At 74.8% G+C, this 21,985-nt stretch carries 27 protein-coding genes; 9 read left to right on the top strand and 18 right to left on the bottom strand.

The window, feature by feature from the left end:
* Nucleotides 1-16: 16 nt before the first annotated feature.
* From GMA12_RS02485 to GMA12_RS02475, 3 genes are all read right to left on the bottom strand, one after another.
* On the bottom strand, nt 17-1,846 hold the full coding sequence (locus tag GMA12_RS02485; RefSeq protein WP_156266898.1) for a pyruvate kinase: 1,830 nt from the start codon (nt 1,844-1,846) through the stop codon (nt 17-19).
* Entirely contained in the window at nt 1,843-3,105 is a 1,263-nt protein-coding gene (locus GMA12_RS02480; RefSeq protein ID WP_370829993.1) for an endonuclease/exonuclease/phosphatase family protein, read from the bottom strand. The genes GMA12_RS02485 and GMA12_RS02480 overlap by 4 nt, the downstream gene beginning before the upstream one ends.
* A 95-nt stretch (nt 3,106-3,200) precedes the next feature.
* Nucleotides 3,201-3,509 carry a hypothetical protein gene (locus GMA12_RS02475; protein ID WP_156266896.1) on the bottom strand — a complete coding sequence of 103 codons (309 nt, stop codon included), beginning with the start codon at nt 3,507-3,509 and terminating at the stop codon, nt 3,201-3,203.
* 222 nt (nt 3,510-3,731) lie between these two features.
* Here GMA12_RS02475 and GMA12_RS02470 point away from each other — a divergent pair, with 222 nt between their 5' ends.
* Nucleotides 3,732-4,397: a cyclodeaminase/cyclohydrolase family protein gene (locus tag GMA12_RS02470; RefSeq protein ID WP_370829991.1), complete on the top strand. Its 666-nt coding sequence runs from the start codon at nt 3,732-3,734 to the stop codon at nt 4,395-4,397.
* Here the strand turns inward: GMA12_RS02470 and GMA12_RS02465 are convergent.
* On the bottom strand, nt 4,363-5,880 hold the full coding sequence (locus tag GMA12_RS02465; RefSeq protein ID WP_156266894.1) for an MDR family MFS transporter: 1,518 nt from the start codon (nt 5,878-5,880) through the stop codon (nt 4,363-4,365). The two genes, GMA12_RS02470 and GMA12_RS02465, sit on opposite strands and share 35 nt — an antisense overlap.
* Nucleotides 5,881-5,972: 92 nt before the next feature.
* On the opposite strand from GMA12_RS02465, the gene GMA12_RS02460 reads away from it, so the two are divergent.
* Both GMA12_RS02460 and GMA12_RS02455 read left to right on the top strand, forming a co-directional pair.
* Complete coding sequence (locus GMA12_RS02460) at nt 5,973-6,743, top strand: spermidine synthase (RefSeq protein WP_156266892.1); 771 nt, start codon at nt 5,973-5,975, stop codon at nt 6,741-6,743.
* A gap of 108 nt (nt 6,744-6,851) precedes the next feature.
* Nucleotides 6,852-7,250: a DUF779 domain-containing protein gene (locus GMA12_RS02455; RefSeq protein WP_156267416.1), complete on the top strand. Its 399-nt coding sequence runs from the start codon at nt 6,852-6,854 to the stop codon at nt 7,248-7,250.
* Here the strand turns inward: GMA12_RS02455 and GMA12_RS02450 are convergent.
* From GMA12_RS02450 to GMA12_RS02430, 5 genes are all read right to left on the bottom strand, one after another.
* Nucleotides 7,225-7,614, bottom strand: a complete 390-nt coding sequence (locus tag GMA12_RS02450; protein WP_156266889.1) for a YqfO family protein — start codon at nt 7,612-7,614, stop codon at nt 7,225-7,227. The two genes, GMA12_RS02455 and GMA12_RS02450, sit on opposite strands and share 26 nt — an antisense overlap.
* On the bottom strand, nt 7,604-8,575 hold the full coding sequence (locus tag GMA12_RS02445; RefSeq protein ID WP_156266887.1) for a cation diffusion facilitator family transporter: 972 nt from the start codon (nt 8,573-8,575) through the stop codon (nt 7,604-7,606). Before GMA12_RS02445 ends, GMA12_RS02450 begins: the two co-directional genes overlap by 11 nt.
* 59 nt (nt 8,576-8,634) lie before the next feature.
* On the bottom strand, nt 8,635-8,973 hold the full coding sequence (locus GMA12_RS02440) for an acylphosphatase (RefSeq protein WP_162459386.1): 339 nt from the start codon (nt 8,971-8,973) through the stop codon (nt 8,635-8,637).
* Complete coding sequence (locus GMA12_RS02435) at nt 8,970-9,452, bottom strand: pyridoxamine 5'-phosphate oxidase family protein (protein WP_156266885.1); 483 nt, start codon at nt 9,450-9,452, stop codon at nt 8,970-8,972. Before GMA12_RS02435 ends, GMA12_RS02440 begins: the two co-directional genes overlap by 4 nt.
* Nucleotides 9,453-9,670: 218 nt before the next feature.
* The gene (locus GMA12_RS02430; RefSeq protein ID WP_156266883.1) at nt 9,671-10,330 is read right to left on the bottom strand and encodes an SDR family oxidoreductase; all 660 of its coding nucleotides are present in this window, start codon (nt 10,328-10,330) and stop codon (nt 9,671-9,673) included.
* Between the two features lie 180 nt (nt 10,331-10,510).
* Between GMA12_RS02430 and GMA12_RS02425 the strand changes: the two genes are divergently transcribed.
* The gene (locus tag GMA12_RS02425) at nt 10,511-10,678 is read left to right on the top strand and encodes a hypothetical protein (RefSeq protein WP_156266881.1); all 168 of its coding nucleotides are present in this window, start codon (nt 10,511-10,513) and stop codon (nt 10,676-10,678) included.
* Nucleotides 10,679-10,731: 53 nt separating this feature from the next.
* Here GMA12_RS02425 and GMA12_RS02420 read toward each other — a convergent pair whose 3' ends face one another.
* The 3 genes from GMA12_RS02420 to GMA12_RS02410 form a co-directional block, all read right to left on the bottom strand.
* Entirely contained in the window at nt 10,732-11,064 is a 333-nt protein-coding gene (locus tag GMA12_RS02420) for a cupin domain-containing protein (protein WP_156266879.1), read from the bottom strand.
* Nucleotides 11,052-11,591, bottom strand: a complete 540-nt coding sequence (locus GMA12_RS02415) for a DUF488 domain-containing protein (RefSeq protein WP_156266877.1) — start codon at nt 11,589-11,591, stop codon at nt 11,052-11,054. Before GMA12_RS02415 ends, GMA12_RS02420 begins: the two co-directional genes overlap by 13 nt.
* Before the next feature lie 110 nt (nt 11,592-11,701).
* Nucleotides 11,702-12,202 carry a pyridoxamine 5'-phosphate oxidase family protein gene (locus GMA12_RS02410; protein ID WP_156266875.1) on the bottom strand — a complete coding sequence of 167 codons (501 nt, stop codon included), beginning with the start codon at nt 12,200-12,202 and terminating at the stop codon, nt 11,702-11,704.
* 195 nt (nt 12,203-12,397) lie between these two features.
* On the opposite strand from GMA12_RS02410, the gene GMA12_RS02405 reads away from it, so the two are divergent.
* Nucleotides 12,398-13,240, top strand: a complete 843-nt coding sequence (locus GMA12_RS02405) for an SDR family oxidoreductase (RefSeq protein ID WP_156266873.1) — start codon at nt 12,398-12,400, stop codon at nt 13,238-13,240.
* On the opposite strand, the gene GMA12_RS02400 is transcribed toward GMA12_RS02405, so the two are convergent.
* Nucleotides 13,198-14,496 (bottom strand): cytochrome P450, encoded by a 1,299-nt coding sequence (locus tag GMA12_RS02400; RefSeq protein WP_156266871.1) that lies wholly within the window; start codon nt 14,494-14,496, stop codon nt 13,198-13,200. The two genes, GMA12_RS02405 and GMA12_RS02400, sit on opposite strands and share 43 nt — an antisense overlap.
* Nucleotides 14,497-14,714: 218 nt before the next feature.
* Here GMA12_RS02400 and GMA12_RS19195 point away from each other — a divergent pair, with 218 nt between their 5' ends.
* Nucleotides 14,715-14,846, top strand: coding sequence for a hypothetical protein (locus tag GMA12_RS19195; protein ID WP_276607340.1), 132 nt, complete (start codon nt 14,715-14,717; stop codon nt 14,844-14,846).
* 18 nt (nt 14,847-14,864) lie between these two features.
* Here GMA12_RS19195 and GMA12_RS02390 read toward each other — a convergent pair whose 3' ends face one another.
* Together GMA12_RS02390 and GMA12_RS02385 are read right to left on the bottom strand one after the other, a co-directional pair.
* Nucleotides 14,865-15,350, bottom strand: coding sequence for a hypothetical protein (locus GMA12_RS02390; protein ID WP_156266869.1), 486 nt, complete (start codon nt 15,348-15,350; stop codon nt 14,865-14,867).
* 88 nt (nt 15,351-15,438) lie between these two features.
* The gene (locus GMA12_RS02385; RefSeq protein WP_156266867.1) at nt 15,439-16,428 is read right to left on the bottom strand and encodes an alginate O-acetyltransferase AlgX-related protein; all 990 of its coding nucleotides are present in this window, start codon (nt 16,426-16,428) and stop codon (nt 15,439-15,441) included.
* Nucleotides 16,429-16,704: 276 nt separating this feature from the next.
* Here GMA12_RS02385 and nhaA point away from each other — a divergent pair, with 276 nt between their 5' ends.
* Nucleotides 16,705-18,039, top strand: coding sequence for a Na+/H+ antiporter NhaA (nhaA, locus tag GMA12_RS02380; RefSeq protein ID WP_156267412.1), 1,335 nt, complete (start codon nt 16,705-16,707; stop codon nt 18,037-18,039).
* A gap of 86 nt (nt 18,040-18,125) precedes the next feature.
* Here the strand turns inward: nhaA and GMA12_RS02375 are convergent, their stop codons facing one another.
* The gene (locus tag GMA12_RS02375; protein ID WP_156266865.1) at nt 18,126-18,668 is read right to left on the bottom strand and encodes a type 1 glutamine amidotransferase domain-containing protein; all 543 of its coding nucleotides are present in this window, start codon (nt 18,666-18,668) and stop codon (nt 18,126-18,128) included.
* A 411-nt stretch (nt 18,669-19,079) separates the two neighbouring features.
* Here GMA12_RS02375 and GMA12_RS02370 point away from each other — a divergent pair, with 411 nt between their 5' ends.
* Complete coding sequence (locus tag GMA12_RS02370) at nt 19,080-19,943, top strand: sulfite exporter TauE/SafE family protein (protein ID WP_156266863.1); 864 nt, start codon at nt 19,080-19,082, stop codon at nt 19,941-19,943.
* Between the two features lie 238 nt (nt 19,944-20,181).
* Nucleotides 20,182-20,685, top strand: coding sequence for a metallophosphoesterase family protein (locus GMA12_RS02365; RefSeq protein ID WP_156266861.1), 504 nt, complete (start codon nt 20,182-20,184; stop codon nt 20,683-20,685).
* A 63-nt stretch (nt 20,686-20,748) separates the two neighbouring features.
* On the opposite strand, the gene GMA12_RS02360 is transcribed toward GMA12_RS02365, so the two are convergent.
* Both GMA12_RS02360 and GMA12_RS02355 read right to left on the bottom strand, forming a co-directional pair.
* The gene (locus GMA12_RS02360) at nt 20,749-21,318 is read right to left on the bottom strand and encodes a hypothetical protein (protein WP_156266859.1); all 570 of its coding nucleotides are present in this window, start codon (nt 21,316-21,318) and stop codon (nt 20,749-20,751) included.
* 223 nt (nt 21,319-21,541) lie between these two features.
* Nucleotides 21,542-21,838 (bottom strand): DUF1540 domain-containing protein, encoded by a 297-nt coding sequence (locus GMA12_RS02355; protein ID WP_156266857.1) that lies wholly within the window; start codon nt 21,836-21,838, stop codon nt 21,542-21,544.
* Nucleotides 21,839-21,985 lie beyond the last annotated feature (147 nt).

Raw genomic sequence — 21,985 nt, 5'->3', positions numbered from 1 at the left:
CGCCCCGGGCCGGAGCTCACCGGGCGAACGGCGCCCACGCGTTGAGCCGGCGGAGCATGTCCGACTTCTTGTGCGCGTGCCCCTCCATGCGCACCAGGATGTCGTCGAGCGCCTCGATCGCGTCCACCACGAACGGCCCCTTGTTGAGCATCACGCACTCGGCGCGCTGGCCCATCGCCGCGTCGGTGACCTCGGCCCGGGACGGCAGGCCCTTCTTGGCCAGCGACTCGAGCACCTGGGTGGCCCACACGACCGGGACGTGCGCGGCCTCGCACAGCCACAGGATCTCCTCCTGCACCTCGGCGAGGCGTTCGAAGCCGGCCTCGACCGCGAGGTCGCCGCGGGCGATCATCACGCCCACGTCCTGCCAGCGCATCGCCTCCAGGAGCATCAGCGGCAGCGCCTCGAAGCCGCCCACCGTCTCGATCTTGAGGGTGATGTCCAGCTCGCGGCGGCCGACGGCCTCCAGCTCCTCCAGCAGGTCGGTCACGTCCTGGCGCGAGCGCACGAAGGACATGTTGACGGCGTCCGCGTGCTGGGCCACGAAGGGCAGGTGCGCGCGGTCCTCGTCGGTGAGCGCCGAGATGCGCAGGTCGGTCTCGGGCAGGTTGATGCCCTTCCGGGCCCGGAGCTTCGTGCCGCCGGGCGCGGCCTGCAGCACCGCGAGCTCGATCTCCTCGGGGGACACGGCCGTGATCCGGCACCGGATCTTCCCGTCGTCGAGCCACACGGGCTGCCCCTCCCGGGCGTCGGTGAAGGCCTCGGGCAGCGAGCAGCCGATCCGGTGCGGCCCCTGCGCCCGGACCGGGGCGGGGGCCATGTCCCGGGTCAGCACGAGCACGTCTCCGGTGCGCACGCGCAGGAACTGCTCGACCGCGGGCAGCTCGCCGAGCACGCCCTCGGTGCCGTCCTCCGCCTCGACGGCCAGGCCCGTGGCGAAGTACACGGTCTTGGAGCACTCCACCAGCACGCCCGGACCGGTCGCCTCCAGCACCCGCAGCGTCCGCCCGGAGCCGCGCGCGTCCTTCAGCCGCAGCCTCTCCCCCGGCACCCGCGCCGCGGTCCAGGCGGGGTCGGCCACGGGAACGGCCGGGGCGTCGTCGTCCAGCCCCGGGTCCGGGTCCCCCAGCCAGAGGCGGGCCGGGGCCGTGACGCGGCCGCGGCTGTCCCGGACCGGCTTGATCTTCTCGACCTGCGGGCCCGGCTCGACCGGCCCGGTGCGCAGCTTGGGCCCGGCGAGGTCCATCGCCACGCGCACGTCGTGCCCGGTCGCGCGCTCGGCCGCCCGCACGTGCCCGATCATGGCCCCCCACTGCTCGGGGCCGTCGTGCGCGCAGTTGATCCGGGCCACGTCCATCCCGGCCCGGACCATGGACTCGACCAGACGGCGGTCCCCGGCCGCCTCCGAGGGCAGGGTCACCATGATGCGGGTGCGCCGGTCCTCGCGGCCCGATCCCAGCAGGGCGGCGGTGTTGCGGCGCAGGACCTCGGTCCCGGGCAGCTCGGGCTCCTCGAGCTCGACCCCGGGGTCGGGGGCGGCGAAGACATCGCCGGTGCGGGCCGCGAGCACCTGCAGGGTCTCCACCACGGCGGTCAGGTGGGTCATGACGCCCGCCTCCATCCGCCCGAGCGAGGACACCCCCAGACGGCTGAGGTCCCGCTGCAGGTCCCGGACGTCCTGGCTGCGCACGGCCACGTAGTCCACGAGGTTCAGGGCGGAGCGGCGGTGGCGGGGATTCACCCGCTCCAGCTCCGGCACCGCGGCGCGGCGGGCCTCGGCGACCACCTCGACGAGGGCGAGGAGGCGGTCGAGCAGCTCCGCGGCGCGCTCCTGCCGGGCGGTCATCGCCGGGCTCCGGGGACCACGTCGACCCACACGGGGCGGTGGTCGGAGGCCGGGAACGGGTGCTCGCCGGTCAGCTCGGCGCCGGGCTCGCCGGGGACGGGCCAGAACACCCCGGCGCCGGTCACCCGCAGGTTCCGCGAGGGCAGCACGTAGTCGGCGCGCAGGTTGCCGGGGGCGGGGTCGTCGGTGAAGTCCGCGGTGTCGTGGGCCGGGTCGGAGCGGTGGGTCAGGTTCGCCCCGCCCTGCCGGGCGGCGGCCTCGGGGCCGCCGGCGGAGGCGGGCAGGGGGTCCTGCACGCGCGGGTGCTCCAGGAGCTGCTGGATCGCCCCGGGCCACGAGTCGCCGTCGAGCGGGTCCGCGTTCTGGTCGCCCATCACCACGAACCGCTCCCCCGGCCGCAGCCCGCCGCGCACGCCCTCGTCGTCGTAGACGTACGACGACGCCGCGGGGCCGCGCACGTAGTCGGCCCAGAACCGGATCTCGTCGGCGTTGCGCCGGCCGTTGCGGTCCTCGGGCCCGTCGAAGGTCGGCGGGGTCGGGTGGGACGCCAGCACGTGCACCGTCGTGCTCCCGATGCGCACCGGGACGTCCCAGTGGGACTTGCTGGACAGCCGCAGCTGCTCCGCGTGACCGGGGGCGTAGTGCTCCGCGGGCAGGCGGCTGCCGGGCATGTCCGCCCAGCGGAAGTCCCGGAAGGTGCGGATCCCGTCGGCGTCGAGCGGGTGCTTCGAGTAGAGGACCATGCCGTACTGACCGGGGAAGAGCCCGAAGCCCCACGCGTCGTCGGGCCCGCCCACGACCCCGTCCCGGTTCAGGTCCAGCCCCGAGGGCTCCCCCGTGTTCACCGGGGCGGTGTAGACGTACGGGTAGTGCACGGGGTCCTGGCCGCGCTGCGGGACCTCCAGGTAGTTCGTGCGGAACAGCTCCGCCGAGCGGCCCGCCGCGTCGTGGTCGAACTCGTTGAGCAGCAGCACGTCCGGGTCGGTCCGCTGGACCAGCTCGGCGACCGCCCGCGCCTGGGCGTCGTCCGGGGTGGCGAGGTCCTGCTGCAGCCGCCCCGGGGCCGCGCGGTTGAGGGACGCGTTGTACGTCATGAAGCGCACCGGGTCCTGTGCCGCCATGGCCTGCTCCCTCCCGTGGCCGGGGGCCCGGTCGTGGCCCTGCGCCCGGGCCGGGCCCTCTCCGGCCGCGGCCGGCAGGCCGGCGCCCATCAGGAGCGCCGCGAGCCCCACCGCCGCCGTCGATCTGCTCGGTCCCAATGATCCTCCTCGTCCGCCCGGCTGTCAGCGCCGACCGTAGCGGGTCCGGGCGAACAGCGGTTGAACGGAGAGCGGCTCAGGCGGCGCTGGCGGTGTCAGGCGGCGTGGGCGGCCGGTGACCGGCGCAGGCGGTAGCCGTGCACCGGGACGAGCCGGCGGGCGCCGGTGCCCGTCTCCAGGATCCAGAGCAGGCCCAGGTGCGGGGCGGACTGGCCCACCGTGCCGACGTGGCAGAGGGTGCCCTGCTCCCACACCTCGATCCGGTCACCGGGCCGGATCAGGCCCGGGTCCCGGATCCAGGCCTCGTCGGCGGAGGTCACGTCGGTGGCAGAGGCGGCGGGGACCGTGTCGATGGCGGGGTCGGCGGGGATCGTGGCGGTGGCGGATGCGGGAAGAGCTGTCATGGGGCACGTCCTCTCGGGGCCCGGTCCTGCGGGAGCCGGGGCCGTCGACTGCGGTTTCGTCGGACACCCCCAGGATCGTCCGCCGATGTGGCCGGGACGTTTCGCCCCGGTTGACGGGCCGTGCCGTCCCGCCGTGAGGCCTGTGAGATCCGCCACCGGCCGCTAGGCTCGTGCGGACGCCGCGCCCGTCCCGGCGCCGGCCCGCCACCGGAAGGACCCACCGTGAGCAGCCCCCAGAACACCGGTCCCGAGAGCACCAGCTCGAAGAGCCCCGGCCCGGAGAAGATCAACTCGGAGAACATCAGGACCTACGTGCAGCGCATGGCCTCGGACGCGCCCGCCCCCGGCGGCGGCGCCGCCGGGGCCCTGCAGGCGGCGCTGGGCGCGGCCCTGCTCGCGATGTCCGCGCGGTACTCCACCGGCTCGGAGCACGCGGCGGGCGCGGCCACCCGCGCCGAGGAGCTGATCCCGGCCGCGCTGCGGCTCGCCGACGCGGACGCGGAGGCCTTCGGGGAGCTCTCCGCGGCGTTCGGGCTGCCGCGGGACACCGACGAGCAGCGGGCGGCGCGCTCGCGGGCGGTGCAGGAGGCCACCGCGGGCGCGGCCCGGCCTCCGCGGGAGCTGATCGGCGTGGGCGCGGAGGTCCTGGGCCTGGCGCGGGAGCTGACCGGCTGGTGCAACCCCAACGTGCTCAGCGACGTCGCGGCGGCCGTGGAGGCCGCCCGCGCCGCCGTCGCGACCGCGCTGGTCACCCTGGAGATCAACGTCCGCTCGCTGAAGGACGAGGCCGTGGTGGAGCGGCTGCGGGCGGAGGTGACCCGCGGCGAGCGGGCCGTCGAGGACGCCGCGGAGCTCAGCCGGCGGATCCGGGAGCGGGTTCAGGGCTGAGCGCAGGCCGGCGCACCCCGAAGGACCCGGCCACCGCCAGCAGCGAGATGATCCCGCCGCACAGGAAGGCGCTGCGCACGCCGGCCTCGGTGGCCTCCGGCGCCGCGGCCCCGGAGGCCGCGGCGCCGGCGGCTCCCAGGGTCAGGACGGTGACGAACAGGGCCGTGCCCGCGGCTCCCGCCACCTGCTGCAGGGTGCCCACCATGGCGGAGCCGTGCGAGTACAGCCGCTCCGGCAGGGAGCCCAGGCCCGCGGTGAACAGCGGGGTGAACATCAGGGCCAGGCCCGTGCTGAGCACCACGTGGGTGAGCAGCACCATCGGCACCGGCGTGGCCGCCGAGGTGGACGCCAGGTACCACAGGGACCCGCTCAGCAGGATCGAGCCCGGCACCAGCAGCACGGTGGGGCCCGAGCGGTCGTAGACCCGCCCGACGACGGGCGCGAGCAGGCCCATGACGAGCCCGCCGGGCAGCAGCAGCAGGCCCGTGCCCAGGGGGTCGAGGCCGTGCACGGTCTGCAGGTAGATGGGCAGCACGATCAGCGTGCCGAAGAGGGCCATCATGCTGACGGCGAGCACCGCCGTGGACGCCGTGAACACCCGGGACCGGAACGTCCGCAGGTCCAGCAGGGCCCGGTCCGTGCGCTGCAGCCGGGTCTGGCGCCGCACGAACACGGCCAGCGCCGCCAGCCCCACGGCCAGGGGGGCCCACGCCGGGACGGCGGCCTCCCCACCCTCGCCGAGCGTGCTCAGGCCGTAGACCAGGCCGCCGAAGCCCAGCGCCGAGAGCACCACGGAGACCACGTCCAGCGGCGCGGGGCGGGGCTCGGTGACGTTCTGCATCCGCCACGCGCCCAGCAGCAGGGAGCCCACCGCGATCGGCAGCACCAGGATGAACATCCACCGCCACTCGAGCACGCTGAGGATGACGCCCGAGATGGTCGGTCCCACGGCGGGGGCGACCGAGATGACGATGGAGATGTTGCCCATGACCCGCCCGCGCCCGGCCGGCGGCACCAGGGTCAGGACCGTGGTCATCAGCAGCGGCATCATGATGGCGGTCCCGCAGGCCTGCACCACCCGCCCGGCGAGCAGGGTGCCGAACCCGGGCGCGACCGCGCAGACGAGGGTGCCGAGGCTGAACAGGGTCATGGCGGTCAGGAACACGGGCCGGGTGTGCAGGCGCTGGAGCAGGAACCCCGTCACCGGGATGACCACGGCCATGGTGAGCATGAAGGCGGTGGTCAGCCACTGGCCGGCGACCGCCGTGACGGAGAGGTCGGCCATGAGGCGGGGCAGGGCCACGCCCATGATCGTCTCGTTGAGGATCACCACGAACGTGGAGACGAGCAGCAGCCCGATGACCAGGCGGTTGCGGGCGGAGTGGTCGGCGCCGGCCGCGGGGGCACCGGTGTCCGGGACGCCGGCGGTGGGTGCGGGGGCGGGGACCGGCGTGGTCTCGGACACGGGGATGTCGGGGGTCATGGGCGGGGGATCCTTCGGGACGCAGCAGGGGTACACCGGTGCAGCCGCCCGGCGCCCCGGTTCATTCCCGCCGCGGACGTGACAATGGGCTCATGCGCAGATATCTGAAGGACGCCGGCGTGCACGCCGAGATCACCCCGGACGGCTTCACCGAGGGCGGGTTCGTCCTGTCCATCGGCGGGGCGGAGCAGTCCCACGTAAACCTCGCCCACCCGGAGGAGATCTTCTACGAGTACCTGCGGCGGGTCGCCAACGTCGTCGACGTCGTGGCCGCACCGGGCGCACCGGTCACCGCGGTGCACCTGGGCGCCGGGGCGCTGACCCTGGCCCGGTACGTGGCGGCGACCCGGCCCGGATCGCCGCAGGCGGCCGTGGAGCTCGAGCGGGAGCTGCCCGCGTTCGTGCTCGAGGCGCTGCCCCTGCCCGCGGGGGCGGACGTGCGCGTGGTCGTCGACGACGCCCGGGCGGCGCTGCCGCACGTCGTGGCCCCCGGGACCGCCGACGTGGTGGTCCTCGACGTCTTCTCGGGCCGGGACGCGCCCGGGCACCTCACGGAGCCGTCCTTCTACGCCGAGGCCGCCGGTCTCCTGGCGCCGGGCGGCGTGCTGGTCGTCAACGTGGGCGACGACCCCGGGCTGGGCTTCTTCGCCGGCCAGGCCCGGGCCGTGCGCTCGGCGTTCGCGGACGTGTGGTGCCTGGCCGAGCAGCGGCTGCTCACCGGCCGCTACCCGGGCAACCTGGTCCTCGTGGCCGGCCGCCGCCCCCTGCCGCGGGGATGGGCGGACGCCTTCGCGGCGGCCGGGCCCCACCCGGCGGGGGTGCTGGACGGACTGGGCCTGGAGGAACTGCTCGCCCGCCTGTAGCCTGGCTCACATCGCCGAGCCGAGGAGCGCGCCGTGAGCAGCACCGACCACACCGTGCAGAGCCCCGCCGGGAGCGGCACCGCGGACAGCTCCGCGGACACCGCCGTCCTGAAGTCCGCCCCCGCCGTCGAGGGCGAGACCTTCTCCCGCGTGGCCCTGACCCCGGCCGCCGTGGAGCTGCTCGGGACGCTGCGGGAGCGGCACGGGCGGCTGATGTTCCACCAGTCCGGCGGGTGCTGCGACGGGTCGGCGCCCATGTGCTATCCGGCCGGGGACTTCCTCACCGGCCCGGCGGACGTGCTCCTGGGCGTGTTCCGGCTGCCCGGCGACCCGGCCACGGCCCAGCTGGAGTTCTGGATGTCCCGGGAGCAGTTCGAGTACTGGAAGCACACCCTGCTCACGGTGGACGTGGTGGTGGGGCGCGGCTCGGGCTTCTCGGTGGAGGCCCCGGAGGGCAAGCGGTTCCTCATCCGCTCCGCGCTCATGCCGGACCCGGCCGCCCCCTGAGCCGGCCCTGCTCGTCGAAGGACGGGCCCCGGTCGTGGACCGGGAAGGTGGCGAAAGCCGGGACCTCGTAGGGGTGGGCCCCGGCCATCGCCCGCAGCACGCGCTCGCGCGCGGCCGCCGGGTAGAGGGTCTCGATCCGGACCTCGTCGACCTCCTCCGGCCTCCCGACCTCCCCGATCACGGGATCGGCCCCGGGCAGCGGCGTGAAGCGGCCGGTCCCGGGACTGACGAAGGCCACGTGGGAGTAGTGGCCGGCGCGGCCGGCCCCGGCGTCGCCGAGGGCCTGCAGGACCTGCTCCGCGTGCGTGGCGGGGACGTAGACGACCAGGCAGTGCTGCTCGCTGCTCGGGGGCTCAGGAGTCATGGGGCGCGCACACCTCCGGCTCGACGTGGTCGGCGGGCTCCAGCTGGATCGTGGAGTGCTGGACGGAGACCGGGAAGTGCTCGGCCACGCAGCGCTGGATCCGGCCCAGGGCCTCGGCCGACCCGCCCGCGTAGAAGTACTCCTCCTCGAGCACCACGTGGGCGGTCAGCACGGGCAGGTCCGAGGAGATCCGGGAGGCGTGCAGGTCGTGGACCTCCACCACGTGGGGCAGGCCGAGGATGTGCCCCCGGACGTCGGCGAGGTCGAGGCCGGGGGGTGCGCTCTCCAGCAGCACGGACAGGGACTCCGTGAGCAGCCGGATGGTGCGGGGCACGATGAGCAGTCCGATGAGCAGGGCCACGACGGCGTCCGCCTGCACCCAGCCGGTGAGCGTGATGACCACGGCCGCCACGATCACCGCCACGGACCCCAGCGCGTCGTTGAGCACCTCCAGCATCGCCGCCCGCAGGTTGAGGTTGGAGCGGCGGCCCCCGAAGAGCACGACCATCGCCACGAGGTTGCCCAGCAGCCCCAGCACGCCGAAGACGACCAGCTCGGCGGAGGCCACCGGATGCGGCTCGACGAAGCGGCGCACCCCCTCCACCAGCACGAACAGCCCCACGGCCAGCAGCACCCCCGCCTGCAGGGCAGCGGCCACGATCTCGGCGCGCCGCCAGCCCCACGTGCGCCGGGCGGTGGGCGGGCGCAGGCTCAGCTGCGCGGCGACCAGTGCGAGCAGCAGCCCCCCGGCGTCGGTGAGCACGTGCGCGGTGTCGAGGAGCAGGGCCAGGGACCCGGTCCACAGCGCACCGGCGAGCTGCACGACGAACAGGGCGGCCGTGATGCCGAACGCGGTGGCGATCCGCCACCGGTCGGTCCCGGGCCCGGCGTGCGAGTGCCCGGGCCCGTGGTCGTGCCCGTCCGCGGCGCGCCCGCGGACTCCGGTGTGGTCGTGCGCCATGCCTCCATCGTAGAACGGCGGGGACGGGCCTCCACCCCCGCACGGCGGGGCCGGCGGGCTCAGCCCGTGACGAAGGCGCTGAACTCGCCGGTGGCCGGGCCGTAGTGCGAGTCCACCTTCATGACGGCGCCGGGCGCCTCGCGGCCGTGCAGGGCCTGGAGCAGGTCCCGCACCGCCCGCCGGGGGCCCTCGGCGATGATGCCCACGGTGCCGTCGGTGTTGTTGACGGCCGAGCCGACCAGGCCCAGCTCCTCGGCCCGGTGCGCCGTCCACCAGCGGAAGCCGACGCCCTGCACGGCGCCGTGCACCACCGCGGTGAGCCGCAGCGGCTCGTCGAGGTCCAGCTCGTCCGGGTTCCGCCCCGCGGAGGCGCCCTGGTGGATCGGCGGCAGGCTCACAGGTCCACCACCGTGGACTCGCCGGGATCGATCTGCCCACCGGTGGCCCGGGCCTTGGCCCAGCGCAGGGCGGTGGCCACCGTCCCGGGAGCGCGCCAGTGCTCGGCGGTCTCGGTGCGCACGCGCAGCACCACCAGACCGGGGGTCGAGGGCCCGTCCGGGTAGTAGGCCCTCAGCGCGTCCGACCACAGCCCCTCGATCACCGCCGGGTCCTCGACCACCTCGGCGGCGCCGGAGATCGACACCCACTCGTGGTCGCCCACGAAGGCGACGTTGACGGCGTCGTTGGTCCGCACGTCCCGGACGGCGGAGGTGTCCCGGCTCGTGAAGAAGTCCAGGTCCTCCCCGGGGGCGACGTCGACCACGGTCATGGGACGGCTGACGAGCTTGCCGGTGGGCTCCCGGGTGCCGAGCATGCCCACCCGGGTGCGGTTGACGAACTCGACGATGTGCTGGATGTCATCCTGGTGCGTGCTCATGAGCTCAGCGTAGGGAACGACCGCACCCCGTGGCACGGCGGGGCGCGGGAGTTCTTCGTGGGCGGAACCGTGTGGCGGCCGCCGGGCGGCGTCGGCGCCGCGGTGCGTGCCCGGGCCGTCGCCTCCGAGCCCTCGCCCCGGGCCCCCGCACGCCGAGGGGCGGCGCCGGGAGCCGCGCGGGTCCCGGCGCCGCCCCTCGTCCGGCCGGGCTCAGCGGCTCAGGACACCACCTCGAGCGCGTCGGAGATCAGCGTGTCCCCGTCGGAGAAGTCGATCTTCTTGCCCACGGTGGAGGGGTCGTCCAGCACGGCCCCGACCACCAGGGCCACGTTGGCGCGGGAGGTCTTCCGCTCGCCGTCGCGCTCGCCCGTGGAGACGTCGATCTTGCCGCTGGCCTCGTCCTCGGTGAGGGCACCGGGGCCCACGATGGTCCAGTCCAGCGCGGAGGCCCGCAGGTGGTCGTCGGCGTCGGCCTTGGCCTGGGCGTAGGCGTGGAAGGGGTCGTCCTCCGGGATGCCGTGGTCCTGGCCGGCCCCGAAGTAGGACACCATCACGAAGCGCTTGGCGCCGGCCACCTCGGCGGCGTCCATCGCGCGGATCGCCGCGTCCCGGTCCACGGCGTAGGTGCGCTCGGGGCTGCCGCCGCCGGCGCCGGCGCTCCACACCACGGCGTCGTGGCCCTCGAGCAGGTCGGCGATCTGTGCGACCGACAGCTGCTCCACGTCGGCGACCACGGGGGTCGCCCCCGTGTTCTCGACGTCGTCCGTGTGGTCCGGGTTGCGGAAGATGCTCGTGACGTCGTTGCCGCCGGTCTTGAGCAGCTGGGAGAGGATGAGTGCGACCTTGCCGTGGCCGCCGATGATGGCTACGTGGGACATGGGGGTGCTCCTTACGGTGTGGAGGGAGTGCGTCGTCCTCCCCGACGCTAGCCGCGTCCGGGCCACAGGGACACGGCTCACGCGCAGGGCGAAACCGGGAATGCGCGGCGGCCCCGCCGCCGCGGGGTCCCCGGCTCGGGTAGCCTCGGTGCGGCTCCCGTTCCCGACCGAAGGCTCCCCGTGCTGATCTTCCAGGTCCTGCTGTCCACGATCGCCCTGGTCCTGCTGGTCGCCGCGCTGATCGACGGCGCGGCGACCCTCGCGCTCATCGCGGCGATGATGCTGATGATCGCGCTGTCCGGTGTGTTCATCGCCTACCGCCGGGAGAAGCAGCTGGGCCGCCGCTGAGCCGGCCCGGGGCGCTCCGGACGCTCGGCCGAGGGCCGGCGCTCCGGCCGCGGCTACTCGGCGGCGTCCTCGATGCCCGTCACCGCGGTGAGCAGGACGACCGCGTCCTCCAGGGCCTCGACCGAGTGCCGCTCCTCGGGCAGGACGTGCAGCTGCCCGGCCTCGAGCACCAGGTCCTCGCCGGAGCTGACGCGGATCCGTCCGTGCAGGATCTGGAGGCTGCCCGCGTACGGGGCGTTGTGCTCGGCCAGCACCGTGCCCTCCTTCAGTGCCACCAGCGTCTGGCGGAGCACCTTCTGGTGCAGCAGGCGCTCCGAGCTGCGGCCGTGGCCGTTGTGGCGGGCCTCGTTGAGGTGCTGCAGGGCGATCTCGTTCAGGTGCCGCATGGTTCTCCTCCTGGGTAGGTGATCCGGTCGCCGTCGACCACGGCGAAGTCCCGCAGCGTCGCGGGGGTCAGCGCGCCGGGGCCCATGATGTGCTGCACGTCGTGCCCGCGCACCAGCAGGGCCTCGGCCACGAGGGAGCGGTGGCAGCGCCACCACACGGCCTCCGCGCACATGATCGCGACGACGCGGTCCGCGGCCAGCCGCTCCAGCTCCGCCAGCGCCGCGCGGAACTCCTCGGTCTGCATGTGGTCGGCGTAGCCGCGGAACGAGGCGTTGCGCCAGGCGGTGTTGACCGAGTCCTTCGACGTGCGGCGCAGACCGCCCAGCCCCCGGCAGTGGGTGTGGCCGATCCCGGCGCGCGCGAGCGTGGCGGGCAGCCGGTCGAGGTCGAACTGCGGATTGGTCCGCGAGCGCGGCACCGTGCGGATGTCGACGACGTGCTGCACGCCGAACTCCTGCAGCAGCTCCACGAACTCCTCGGCGGAGCGGGTGGAGTGCCCCACGGTGTGGACGGTGTGCGCTGCCATGCCCCCACCCTACTGACCGCGCCCCGGCAGCCCTCCGGGGCCGACACGGCCGGCTCCGGGGGGCTCCCGCCGGGGCCGGTGGTCCGTGCGGCTCCGACCGTCGCGGGGCCTCACGGCTCGCCGGGCCCGGCCCCGGTCCAGCGGGCCGAGCCGCCCGGGGTCCGCCGGCCCACGGCCGCCGGGGAGTTCCACGCCGCCGGGTCCACCACCGGGAAGCGGCGCCCTGTCACGGCGGCCGGGACGATCCGCACGAACCGGTCCTTGACCCCGGCCTGCCACGGGAACAGCGGCAGCTCCAGCGCGGCCATGAGCGCGTGGCCCCGCTGCACCTCCTCGGCGGGGCCCTTGAGGACCACGCTCCACGCCGTGGAGGTCGCCGGATCGTGCCCGTCGACCTCGAAGGCCACCGGAGCGGCGGCCATCGCGGCGGCCGTCTTCGTGCCCGCCGCGGAGCGCAGGACCACCGACTCCCCGTCCACGGCGTAGTTGACGGGGAAGATCTCGGGCGCCCCGTCCACCACCACGGCCAGCCGGCCGACCCCGGCGGTGCTGAGCAGCTGCCAGCAGGCCCCGGCCGGGAGCTCCTCCACGTCCTTGCGGTACCACTCCATCGCCGGCTCCTGCCTCTCGCGTCCCGGCACGGCGCCCGTCCCGCGGCGCCGGCCCGCGGTGCCTCCCCGCGGTGCGTGCCTGTCCCCAACCTATGCCGGGGCGGGCGCGGAGGGAACGGCATGGCGCACCGGCCGGGCGGAACGGGCGGGCGGAACGGGCGGGCGGAACGGGCGGGGAGTGCGAGAATGGCCGGCATGAGCGTGGTGATCGCGGGATGCGGAGACCTGGGCACGGAGATCGGGCTGCGGCTGGCCGAGCAGGGGCACGAGGTGCTGGGCCTGCGCCGCCGGGCGGAGCTGGTGCCCCCGCCCCTGGCAGGGGTGCCCGTGGACCTGAGCGCGGAGGTGCCCGAGCTGCCGGGCGACGTCGAGCTGCTGGTCGTGGCCACGGCCGCGGACGGGCGCACCCCGGAGGCCTACCGGGCCGCCTACCTCGACGGGCTGCGCCACCTCTTCGACGGGCTGCGCGCCGCCGGGGCGCTGCCCCGCCGCGCGCTGCTGATCTCCTCGACCGCCGTGTGCGGGGACGCCGGGGGTGCCGAGGTCACCGAGGACGACCCTCCGGCCCCGGCGACCCCCACCGCGCAGATCCTGCTGGAGGCGGAGGAGCTGTTCCACGAGCAGTTCCCGCACGGCACGGTCCTGCGGCTGTCGGGGATCTACGGGCCGGGCCGGACCCGGCTGATCGACAAGGTGCGCTCCGGGGACACCGCGGCCGGGGCCGCCTGGACCAACCGGATCCACCGCGACGACGCCGCCGCGGCCGCCGTGCACCTGCTGACCATGGAGGCCCAGCCGCTGACGCTGTACCTGGGCACGGACGACGAGCCCGCGCCGGAGCGGGAGGTCCTCGAGTTCCTGGCCCAGGAGCTCGGCGCCCCGCTGCCCGAGGACGTGCCGGAGGCCGACGCGCCGCGGCGGGGCTCGAAGCGGCTGTCCAACGCCCGGCTGCGGGCGTCCGGGGTGCAGCTGCGCTACCCCACCTACCGGGAGGGCTACCGGGCGGTGCTCGCCGGGGAGGGTTCGCGCCACCCCTGACCGGCGCCCACCCGCAGCACCACGTCCCGCACCTCGTAGGCGGCGATGAGCTCCACCCAGGAGACCCGGGGCGGGTGCGCGAACTCCAGCGGCAGCCGCAGCAGCCGCTGCAGGAAGACGTCGGTCTCCTGGATCGCGATGAACCCGCCCGGGCAGCGGTGGGCGCCGTCGCCGAAGGACATCACCTCGGGGCGCACGCCCTTCGGGCGGGGGCGCTCCGGGCACAGCTGCCGGGCGTCCTCCCCCAGCTCCTGCGGGTCCGCGTTGGCCTGCCGGACGTAGAGGTCCAGCAGCGCCCCCGCCGGCACCTCGTGGCGCTCCCCGCCGTCCTCGAGGACCAGGTCCTGGGTGGTGCGGCGGTAGAGGTGGCCCACCACCGGCTCCAGGCGCAGGATCTCGTGCAAGATCCCGTGCCGGGCCGGTTCCTCGGCGGCGAGGTACTCCGCGCGGAGCCCGTCGTCCTCCAGCAGGTGCCAGGCCGCCACCGCGATGAACTCCCGGGTGGTGGCCATGCCCGCGGCGGCGTAGGTGAGGCACTCGACGAGGATCTCCCGGTCCGTGTACCCCTGCTGGAGCAGGTGCGAGATCACGTCCTCCCGCGGCTGCTCCCGCCGGGCACGGATGGCCGGGCGCACGTCCCGGAACCGGAAGGCGCTCATCGCCCACACCGGCCGCACGGAGCCGACGACGGCGCCCAGCCGTCCCGGGAGCCGGCGCTGCGGGGCACCGGAGGAGCCGGTGACGGGGCCGCTGAAGAAGCGTTCCAGGCGCCGGGACATCCCGTCGATGTCCGAGTTCGTCAGCCCCACCACCTGGGCGGCGACCTCCACCGAGTAGCGCAGCGTGACGGCGGAGAGCTCCGCCCCGCCGTCCTGCCGGATCCGTTCGACGAGGTCGTCGGCCCGTTCCTCCATCAGGTCCCGGTAGCGCCGGCGCACGGTGGCCGGGGTGAAGAACCTGGCGGTGGCGGTGCGCTGGCGCCGGTGCTCCGGGCCGTCCGCGTAGAGCACGGGCGGGTGGTCGCCGGTCAGGCCCTGCCGGGCGGTCTCGGCGCTGAACCCGGCCTGCACGGTGGCGTCGGCCTCCCGCAGCACCTGGCGCACCAGCGGCAGGGCGCGGACGTGCCAGACGCCGTCGCGCACCTCCACCCGGGGCGTGGCGGACTCCCCGGGCGGAGCGGTCCGGCGCCGGTCACCGCGCGGGTCGCCGTGCGAATCACCGTGCGGGACGGGGCAGCGGGCGTCGTGGTCGCTCATAGAGCCATGCTACCGGCGGGTGTGACGCCGCACACGGCGGAGCGGTGGTGAGTCCAGGCAACGCGCCGTGCGCGTGGACGAGCACTGCGTGCTGTGGGTCGAGGATGTCGGCCCGGAGGAGGGGTCCCCGTGCTGCTCGTCATGGGCGCCGACGCCTCGGCGATGGGCCGAGCCAGGGGCTGGTCGACCCTCCGCCGCAGGCCCGGCGCCTCGCCGCGGTGATCGGCTCCGCCCGGCTCGTCACCGTGCCGGGACCCGGCCATGACCTGCCCGACGCGGCCCAGGCTCCGCCGGCCGACGTGGTCCTGGAGCACCTCGTCGCCGCGGACGAGCAGGAGCGCACCGGCTGACGCCGCGCGGGCGGGGCCTCAGATCCGGTCGGCCCGGTCGTTCTCCACCTGGGCCAGGCCCGGCAGGATCAGGGAGGAGGCCGGCCCGGCAAGCACCACCAGCAGCACCCGCAGCTCGGCCTCCGCGCGGTAGGCCCCCACGATGCGGTGGTTCGAGTCCAGGACCACGAGGTTGTCGTCCGCCCGGTAGACGGGCAGGGTCAGCACCACGGGCTCGTCGTTGTCCGCGAGCTCGTCGCGGATCCCGTCGAGCTTCGCCTGCCGGTCCTCCGGCCAGCTGGTCTCGGCCGCCTGCGCGATGGTCAGCGGCCGGTGCTGGGGGTGCGACCACTCGCCGGGGTTGCCCTCGGGGTCCACGTGCCACACCGTGTAGAGCGCGCCGATGTCCTCCCGGGACGAGAGCACCAGGTCCTCGACCTGCGCGTTCTCGTCGTCGAGCGCGTCCCAGTCGAGCCAGGTGCGGATGCTGTCCCCGAAGAGGGTCTTGAAGTCCGAAACGTCCATGCCGCCATCTCAGCAGACATGCGGTCCTGCCGCCACAGGCCGTGACGCTCCGGGGACGGGCCCGGCGGGCGTGGGCGGGAGCGGGACGTCAGGAGCCGTCGGCGCTGCGGCCGTTGCGCGGCGCGTGCTCGGCCCGGACGCTGAACGCCGAGGCCGAGCGGTCGCCGGGCTCGAGCGGGAAGACCATGTGCCCTTCGGTCCAGTGGTGGCGCGCGTAGTCGTGCAGCCGCTCCGCGAAGGGCCCCTCCCGCCACTCCAAGTAGGGCATGTCCTGGCTCGCGTCGAGGAGGTAGTAGCTGGTGAAGGCCCGCACGACCTCCGGCGTGGCCGGGATCTGCTCCGGGGCCGCGCCGGCCTCCGCCGCGGGGCGCTCCGCCGGGGCGGATTCCCCGAGGACCAGGAACAGGGGTGCCCCCGGCAGACCGTCGTGGACCCGCACCGCCAGGCGCTCGGCGACCACGGGGTCGGTCTCCCCCAGCGCCCGGAGCTGGTGGACCAGCGTGTCGAAGCTGCGGCGCAGGTCCATCGGCGAGAGCCCGTAGTGGTGGCGGATCTCCCGCAGCCGGGCCGCGAGCGCCGGCGACCGCGGGTCCAGGACCAGCAGCCGCACCCGGACCCCGACCCGGAGCGCGCGGTGGATGGCGTCGAGATCACCGGCCAGCGTCAGCGGGAAGGTGTCCATCCACCACAGCTCCTGGCCGGGGCGCACGCTGCGGAGCACGTCGACGACGTCGAGCTCCTCGCGGACCCCCACCAGGCCCAGCTGGTCGCCGTGGGGCACGGCCGGCTCGGCCGCCGGACGGGACGGTGCCTCGGCGGGCACGGCGGCGGGCCGGTGCGCCGGCGCGGCGGCGAGGAGCAGACCCACCCCGCCCACGGTGAGCAGCACGATGCCGGCGTCCCGCAGGACCCCCGACCACGTCGGCCCGCCCAGCGAGGCGCCCACGACGAGCGCCGCGCCGAGCACGACCAGCACCCCCGGCACGGCGACGGCGGGCCGTTCCCGGGCCGCCGGTTCGGCGGATCGCCGGGGCTCGACCGTGGCCCGGTTCTGGGCGGCACCTCGGATCTCCAGCACGGGGTTCCCCTTCCTCGAGCGGATCTGCTGACAGGTTCGCACGCGTCCTGACCAGCGCGTTAGCCCCACTGCCTCCCGGGACGTTTGTGACAGCCGGCGGCCCGGGTGGCGTGCACCGCCAGGTTCCGTAGACTGAGCACCAGGTGAGCCGGGAAGTCTGGTCGGCAGGAACATTCTGCTGCCCGATGACGGAGGAACCCCGTGTCTGCTCACGATCCCACGGTCCACCCGGAGGACCACCCCGAGAACCGTTCCCAGAACCACCGCAACGACACGCTGCGCCGCGGCAGCTACCGCGAGGTGCTGCGGGTCGGTGAGATCCTCCGCAAGGAGACCGTCGGCGGCCTGCTGCTCGTGGCGGCCGCCCTTGTCGCGATCGTCTGGGCGAACTCCCCGTTCGCGGACAGCTACTTCGCCCTGCGCGACCTCGAGGTCGGCTACGAGCCCTGGCATCTGAAGCTCAGCCTCGGCGCGTGGGCGGCCGACGGCCTCCTGGCGATCTTCTTCTTCCTGGTGGGCCTGGAGCTCAAGCGCGAGTTCGTGGCCGGTGACCTGCGCGAGTTCCGCAAGTCCGTCGTGCCGATCACGGCGGCGGTCGGCGGTGTCCTGGTGCCGGCCGCGATCTACGCCGCGATCAACCTCTCCGACCCCGAGACCTCCGGCGGCTGGGCCATTCCCACCGCCACCGACATCGCCTTCGCCGTGGCGGTGCTGGCCATCATCGGCTCGCACCTGCCCACGGCGCTGCGGCTGTTCCTGCTGACCCTCGCGGTGGTCGACGACCTGCTGGCCATCACGATCATCGCCGTCTTCTACTCGGAGGACGTCTCGGTCCAGCCGCTGCTGCTGGCCCTGATCCCGTTCGCGCTGTACCTCTTCCTGGCGCAGAAGTACCGGCGGTTCTTCGGCCTCAAGGCCCCGGCCGCCTGGCTGGTCCTGCTCCCCCTCGGCGCCGTCGTCTGGGCGCTCGTGCACGAGGCCGGCATCCACGCCACCGTGGCCGGTGTTCTGCTCGGCTTCGCCGTGCCGGTGATCCGCAGCCGGGCCGAGGGCGGGCCCTCGGCCGGGCCGGGTCTGGCCGAGATCTTCGAGCACCGCTTCCGCCCGCTCTCCGCCGGGTTCGCCGTGCCGGTGTTCGCCTTCTTCTCCGCCGGCGTGGCCGTGGGCGGCTGGGAGGGCCTGACCTCCGCGCTCTCCGCGCCGGTGACGCTGGGCATCGTGGCCGGCCTGGTGCTGGGCAAGCCGATCGGCATCGTGGGCGCCACGTGGCTGGTCACCAAGCTCACGCGCGCCCGGCTCGACCCCACCTTCCAGTGGATCGACCTCGTGGGCGTCGCTCTCCTGGCCGGCATCGGCTTCACCGTCTCGCTGCTCATCGCGGAGCTGAGCTTCGCCCCGGGCAGCCTGGCCGGTGACCAGGCCAAGGTGGCGATCCTCACCGCGTCCGTGCTGGCGGCCACGCTGGCCTCGGTGCTGCTGCGGGCCCGCAACCGGCGCTACCGCGAGATCGAGCGGCTGGAGTCGGTCGACGCCGACCACGACGGCATCCCCGACGTCTACGAGGAGGACGAGGTGCGGGAGGAGGAGGTGCGGCCGGACGGCCGCCACTGAGCCGCCGGGCCGCCGCGCCCGGTCCCGGTACGCGACAGGCCCCCGCCCGGAATTCCGGACGGGGGCCTGTCGCGTGTGCGGTGCCGTCAGCCCGCGAACAGCTTCAGGGCCTCGCGGTTGAACGCCTCGAGGTCACCGGGGTTGCGGGAGGTCACGAGCCGGCCGTCGACGACGACCTCCTCGTCGACCCAGTCCGCGCCGGCGTTCTTGAGGTCCGTGGCCAGGGAGTTGTAGGACGTGAGCCGCCGGCCCTGGGCGAGTCCCGCCTCGATGAGGATCCAGGGGGCGTGGCAGATGGCCGCGATCGGCTTGCCCGCGGCGTCGAACTCCTTGACCAGGCGCAGGGCGTCCTGGTCCACGCGCACGTTGTCGGCGTTGAGGGTGCCGCCGGGCAGGACCAGGGCGTCGAAGTCCTCGGCCGAGGCGTCGGCCAGCGTGGCGTCGACGTCGTAGCTGCCGGCGCGGTCCCAGTCACCCTGCATGGCGGTGATGCTGCCCTGCTCCGGGGACAGCAGCACGGGAGTGCCACCGGCCTCCTGCACGGCCTTCCAGGGCTCGGTGAGCTCGGGCTCCTCGACGCCGTTCGTGGCGATGAACGCGATCTTCTTGCCGGTGATGTCGGTGGTCATGCGCATACCTCCTGCTGGGTGGACGGACATGGACCGGCGGACACGGGCGGGTGGACACGGACGGGCGGTCACAGGCAGCCGCGGGACCGGGGGCGTCTGCCCCCGGTGCGGCACCGGCTGCCGTGCCGGTCCCGCCGCAGCCTGTCGCACGGCTGCTTCTCGCCGGTGCGTCGCACGGGTTGCGTCTCGCCGGGTCGTACCCGTCCACTCTGGCCGCAACGGCCCGGTTCGGGAAGCCTGCCGGCGGTCCGTTCTCGCACGGCGATCAGCCGGGCACAGAGAATACCCCCCGGGGTACTTGCATACCCCCAGGGGTATCTGCCAGACTGGCGTCCACCCACTGCACGGCCCCCGGACCCCCGGGACCGCCGCACGACCCGCGCCGGACGCGGAGGCAAAGGACCTCGACCCATGACTCTCACCCTCGTGCTGACCCTGCTGCTGGCGGTGCTGATCGGGCTCTCGCTCGGACTGCTCGGCGGCGGCGGGTCCATCCTCACCGTGCCGATCCTCACCTACGTCACCGGCCTGGACCCCAAGGAGGCCATCGCGGCCTCGCTCTTCGTGGTCGGGGTGACCTCGGCCGTCGGCGCCGTCGACCACGCCCGCAACGGTCGCGTGAAGTGGCGCACCGGCCTGGTCTTCGGCGCCGCCGGTATGGCCGGGGCCTTCGCCGGCGGCCTCCTCGGCGGCCGCGTCCCCGGCGCCGTGCTGATGATCGCCTTCGCCGTGATGATGGTCGCCACCTCCCTGGCCATGATCCGCGGCCGCAGGAACGGGCCCGCCCGGGCCCACGACGGCGAACTGCCCGTCCTGAAGGTCGTCGCCGAGGGCCTGGTCGTGGGTCTGGTCACCGGTCTGGTGGGGGCCGGCGGCGGCTTCCTCGTCGTCCCGGCCCTGGCCCTGCTCGGCGGGCTGTCCATGCCCGTGGCCGTCGGCACCTCCCTGGTCGTCATCGCCATGAAGTCCTTCGCGGGCCTCGGCGGCTACCTCACCACGGTCTCCCCGGACTGGGTCCTGGTCGGGGCCGTGACCGTCGCCGCGGTCCTGGGCTCGTTCGCCGGCGCCCGGCTCGCCGGCCGCATCCCCGAGGCCGCCCTGCGCAGGGGCTTCGGCGTCTTCGTCCTGGTCATGGGCGTCTTCGTCCTGGCCCAGGAACTGCCCGGCACCGCCGGGGCCGTCGTCGGGATCACCGCCGCAGCGGCCGGTCTGGCCGCCGCAGTGTGCTGGTTCGCCGTACCCCGGTGCCCGCTGCGCACCCCCCTCACCGCCTGACCCGCACCGCACCCGGGCCGCGGCGCCCGGCCGGCCCGGCCGGTTCCGCGCCCACCGGCCCCTCCGTGCCGGCCGGCATCCCACCGACATCGCCGCGCACCGACAACTACCGGCCCGGCAACCGACCCCGGGCGGGGCCGCGGCGCGCTCGCCGTCGTCGTCCGCCCCCAGCTCGCCTCCCGGCCGGTGGAGCGGGTCCGGCGCGACGGCGGCCCGCTGCCCGTGCGAGGCTGAGCGCATGGTGAAACTCCTGCTGCTCGCCGACACGCACGTCCCCAAGCGCGCCCGCGACCTGCCGGAACCGGTGTGGCGGGCGGTCGACGAGGCCGACGTGGTCCTGCACGCGGGCGACTGGGTCGACCTCGCGACCTTCGAGCGGCTCCAGGAGCGGGCCGCGCGGCTGGTGGGGGTGTGGGGCAACAACGACGGCCCCGAGCTGCGCGAGCGGCTGCCGGAGGTGGCCCGCGAGACGATCGGGGGCGTGCGCCTCGGCATGGTCCACGAGACCGGGGCCGCGGCCGGGCGGGAGGCCCGCATGGACCGGGCCCATCCCGGCCTCGACGTCCTGGTCTTCGGCCACAGCCACATCCCGTGGGACAGCACGACCCCCCAGGGGCTGCGGCTGCTCAACCCCGGCTCCCCCACCGACCGGCGGCGGCAGCCGTACTGCACCTACGTCACGGCCGTCGCCGACGGCGGCCGGCTCACCGACGTGGAGCTCCTCCGCCTCCCGCGGCGCTGAGCCGCCGGCCCGGGACAGCGGCCCGGGCCGGCGGGGGCGTGCCGGCGGGAGCGGGCCCGTCGGTCAGAGCAGGCCGCGCAGCCCGTAGTAGCGCCGGCCCACCACGGTCCCGTTGACCCGGATCACGGCCCACACCAGCACCAGGAGCAGCGCCACGACCACGACGGGCGCCGGCACGAAGATCGCCCAGACCACCAGCGCCATGCCGGGCACGGCGAGCGCGATCGGCCAGGCGTACTGCACCATCTCCACCGCCATGTAGTCCTGCATCTCCCGCAGCACCGGGTCCTGCGGGATCGCTTCCCGGCGCACCGACATCCGCAGTCCCCTGCTCGCCCGGGCGCGGGCGTCCATCAGGTCGTTGCGGGGGGCGTCGTCGGCGCGGGTCAGGGACAGGACGATGCCGCTGAGCAGCAGGGCCGCGCCACCGGCCATGAGCCCCCACTGCGCGGGGCCGAGCGTGCCGTCCGCCCCGAGCAGCAGCGCCGCCGCGATGCCTGCCAGCAGGCCGACGACCAGGCTGAACAGGGCGGCCAGGACGATCCGCCGCACCCAGATCGCATCGAGCTCTCCGAGCCGCGGGATCTGCACGTGCGGGTGGTCGGCTCCGCTGAGCCGGATCTCCTCGTCCATGGTCGTACCGTCCTCTCGTCGTCGATGGTCTCCGTTCGGACGTCTCCATTGTCCCGCGCCGGGCACTCCGGGGCCCGCCCCGGCACCGCCCGGAGTCCGGTCCGGCACCACCGTGGGCGCCGACGCGAGGCCACCGCGGGCGCGGAACACCACGACCCCGGGGACGACGCCACCCCCTGGTCCCGGCGGCTTGCCGGGACCAGGGGGTGGCGTGGGGACGGACTCAGGCCGCCTGATACGTCAGGCAGTCGGCCTCGTCCGCGCCGGCCCCGATCTTCACGTCGTGGGCGGTGCACATCAGGTGGGAGTTGTGCACGCACTCGGCGCGCTGGCAGGCCCCGACCTCGGCGTGGACGGTCGGCAGACCGCCCTCCTTGCCCAGCGGGATGAAGGTGCCGCAGTGGGCGTGGCCGGAGGACCCGGAGACGGTGATGGCGTGGGCGGTGCACTCGTGGTCGTGGTTGTACGAGCACTGCCCCACGCTGCAGTCGGAGACGGGAACGAACTCGGTGGTGGCCATGGCTGATCCTCCTGGGGATGTCCACGAGACCCGGCCGGTGACGGCGGCCTCTTCGTCCTTCCAGGATGCGCCTGACCAGAGACAATGGATAGCGCATTTTTTCGTGCCGGATTTCCGGCTGTCCGCGCCGTGTGCCCGTGCCGGGAC

The sequence above is a fragment of the Kocuria sediminis genome (genome assembly GCF_009735315.1).
GTDB classification, from domain to species: Bacteria; Actinomycetota; Actinomycetes; order Actinomycetales; family Micrococcaceae; genus Kocuria; species Kocuria turfanensis.
Note: the sequence above shows the minus strand (reverse complement) of the source record. Positions and strands in the feature narration are given on the sequence as shown.

What these genes read in the sequence shown, in the direction of transcription:
- GMA12_RS02415 (WP_156266877.1), bottom strand. Translation starts at nt 11,591, where the DNA reads ATGGCAGCGCACACCGTCCACACCGTGGGGCACTCCACCCGCTCCGCC.
- GMA12_RS02485 (WP_156266898.1), bottom strand. Translation starts at nt 1,846, where the DNA reads ATGACCGCCCGGCAGGAGCGCGCCGCGGAGCTGCTCGACCGCCTCCTC.
- GMA12_RS02430 (WP_156266883.1), bottom strand. Translation starts at nt 10,330, where the DNA reads ATGTCCCACGTAGCCATCATCGGCGGCCACGGCAAGGTCGCACTCATC.
- GMA12_RS02370 (WP_156266863.1), top strand. Translation starts at nt 19,080, where the DNA reads ATGACTCTCACCCTCGTGCTGACCCTGCTGCTGGCGGTGCTGATCGGG.
- GMA12_RS02460 (WP_156266892.1), top strand. Translation starts at nt 5,973, where the DNA reads ATGCGCAGATATCTGAAGGACGCCGGCGTGCACGCCGAGATCACCCCG.
- GMA12_RS02465 (WP_156266894.1), bottom strand. Translation starts at nt 5,880, where the DNA reads ATGACCCCCGACATCCCCGTGTCCGAGACCACGCCGGTCCCCGCCCCC.
- GMA12_RS02390 (WP_156266869.1), bottom strand. Translation starts at nt 15,350, where the DNA reads ATGGACGTTTCGGACTTCAAGACCCTCTTCGGGGACAGCATCCGCACC.
- GMA12_RS02445 (WP_156266887.1), bottom strand. Translation starts at nt 8,575, where the DNA reads ATGGCGCACGACCACACCGGAGTCCGCGGGCGCGCCGCGGACGGGCAC.
- GMA12_RS02420 (WP_156266879.1), bottom strand. Translation starts at nt 11,064, where the DNA reads ATGCGGCACCTGAACGAGATCGCCCTGCAGCACCTCAACGAGGCCCGC.
- GMA12_RS02410 (WP_156266875.1), bottom strand. Translation starts at nt 12,202, where the DNA reads ATGGAGTGGTACCGCAAGGACGTGGAGGAGCTCCCGGCCGGGGCCTGC.
- GMA12_RS02355 (WP_156266857.1), bottom strand. Translation starts at nt 21,838, where the DNA reads ATGGCCACCACCGAGTTCGTTCCCGTCTCCGACTGCAGCGTGGGGCAG.
- GMA12_RS02375 (WP_156266865.1), bottom strand. Translation starts at nt 18,668, where the DNA reads ATGACCACCGACATCACCGGCAAGAAGATCGCGTTCATCGCCACGAAC.
- GMA12_RS02475 (WP_156266896.1), bottom strand. Translation starts at nt 3,509, where the DNA reads ATGACAGCTCTTCCCGCATCCGCCACCGCCACGATCCCCGCCGACCCC.
- GMA12_RS02360 (WP_156266859.1), bottom strand. Translation starts at nt 21,318, where the DNA reads ATGGACGAGGAGATCCGGCTCAGCGGAGCCGACCACCCGCACGTGCAG.
- GMA12_RS02405 (WP_156266873.1), top strand. Translation starts at nt 12,398, where the DNA reads ATGAGCGTGGTGATCGCGGGATGCGGAGACCTGGGCACGGAGATCGGG.
- GMA12_RS02435 (WP_156266885.1), bottom strand. Translation starts at nt 9,452, where the DNA reads ATGAGCACGCACCAGGATGACATCCAGCACATCGTCGAGTTCGTCAAC.
- GMA12_RS02365 (WP_156266861.1), top strand. Translation starts at nt 20,182, where the DNA reads ATGGTGAAACTCCTGCTGCTCGCCGACACGCACGTCCCCAAGCGCGCC.
- GMA12_RS02400 (WP_156266871.1), bottom strand. Translation starts at nt 14,496, where the DNA reads ATGAGCGACCACGACGCCCGCTGCCCCGTCCCGCACGGTGATTCGCAC.
- GMA12_RS02450 (WP_156266889.1), bottom strand. Translation starts at nt 7,614, where the DNA reads ATGACTCCTGAGCCCCCGAGCAGCGAGCAGCACTGCCTGGTCGTCTAC.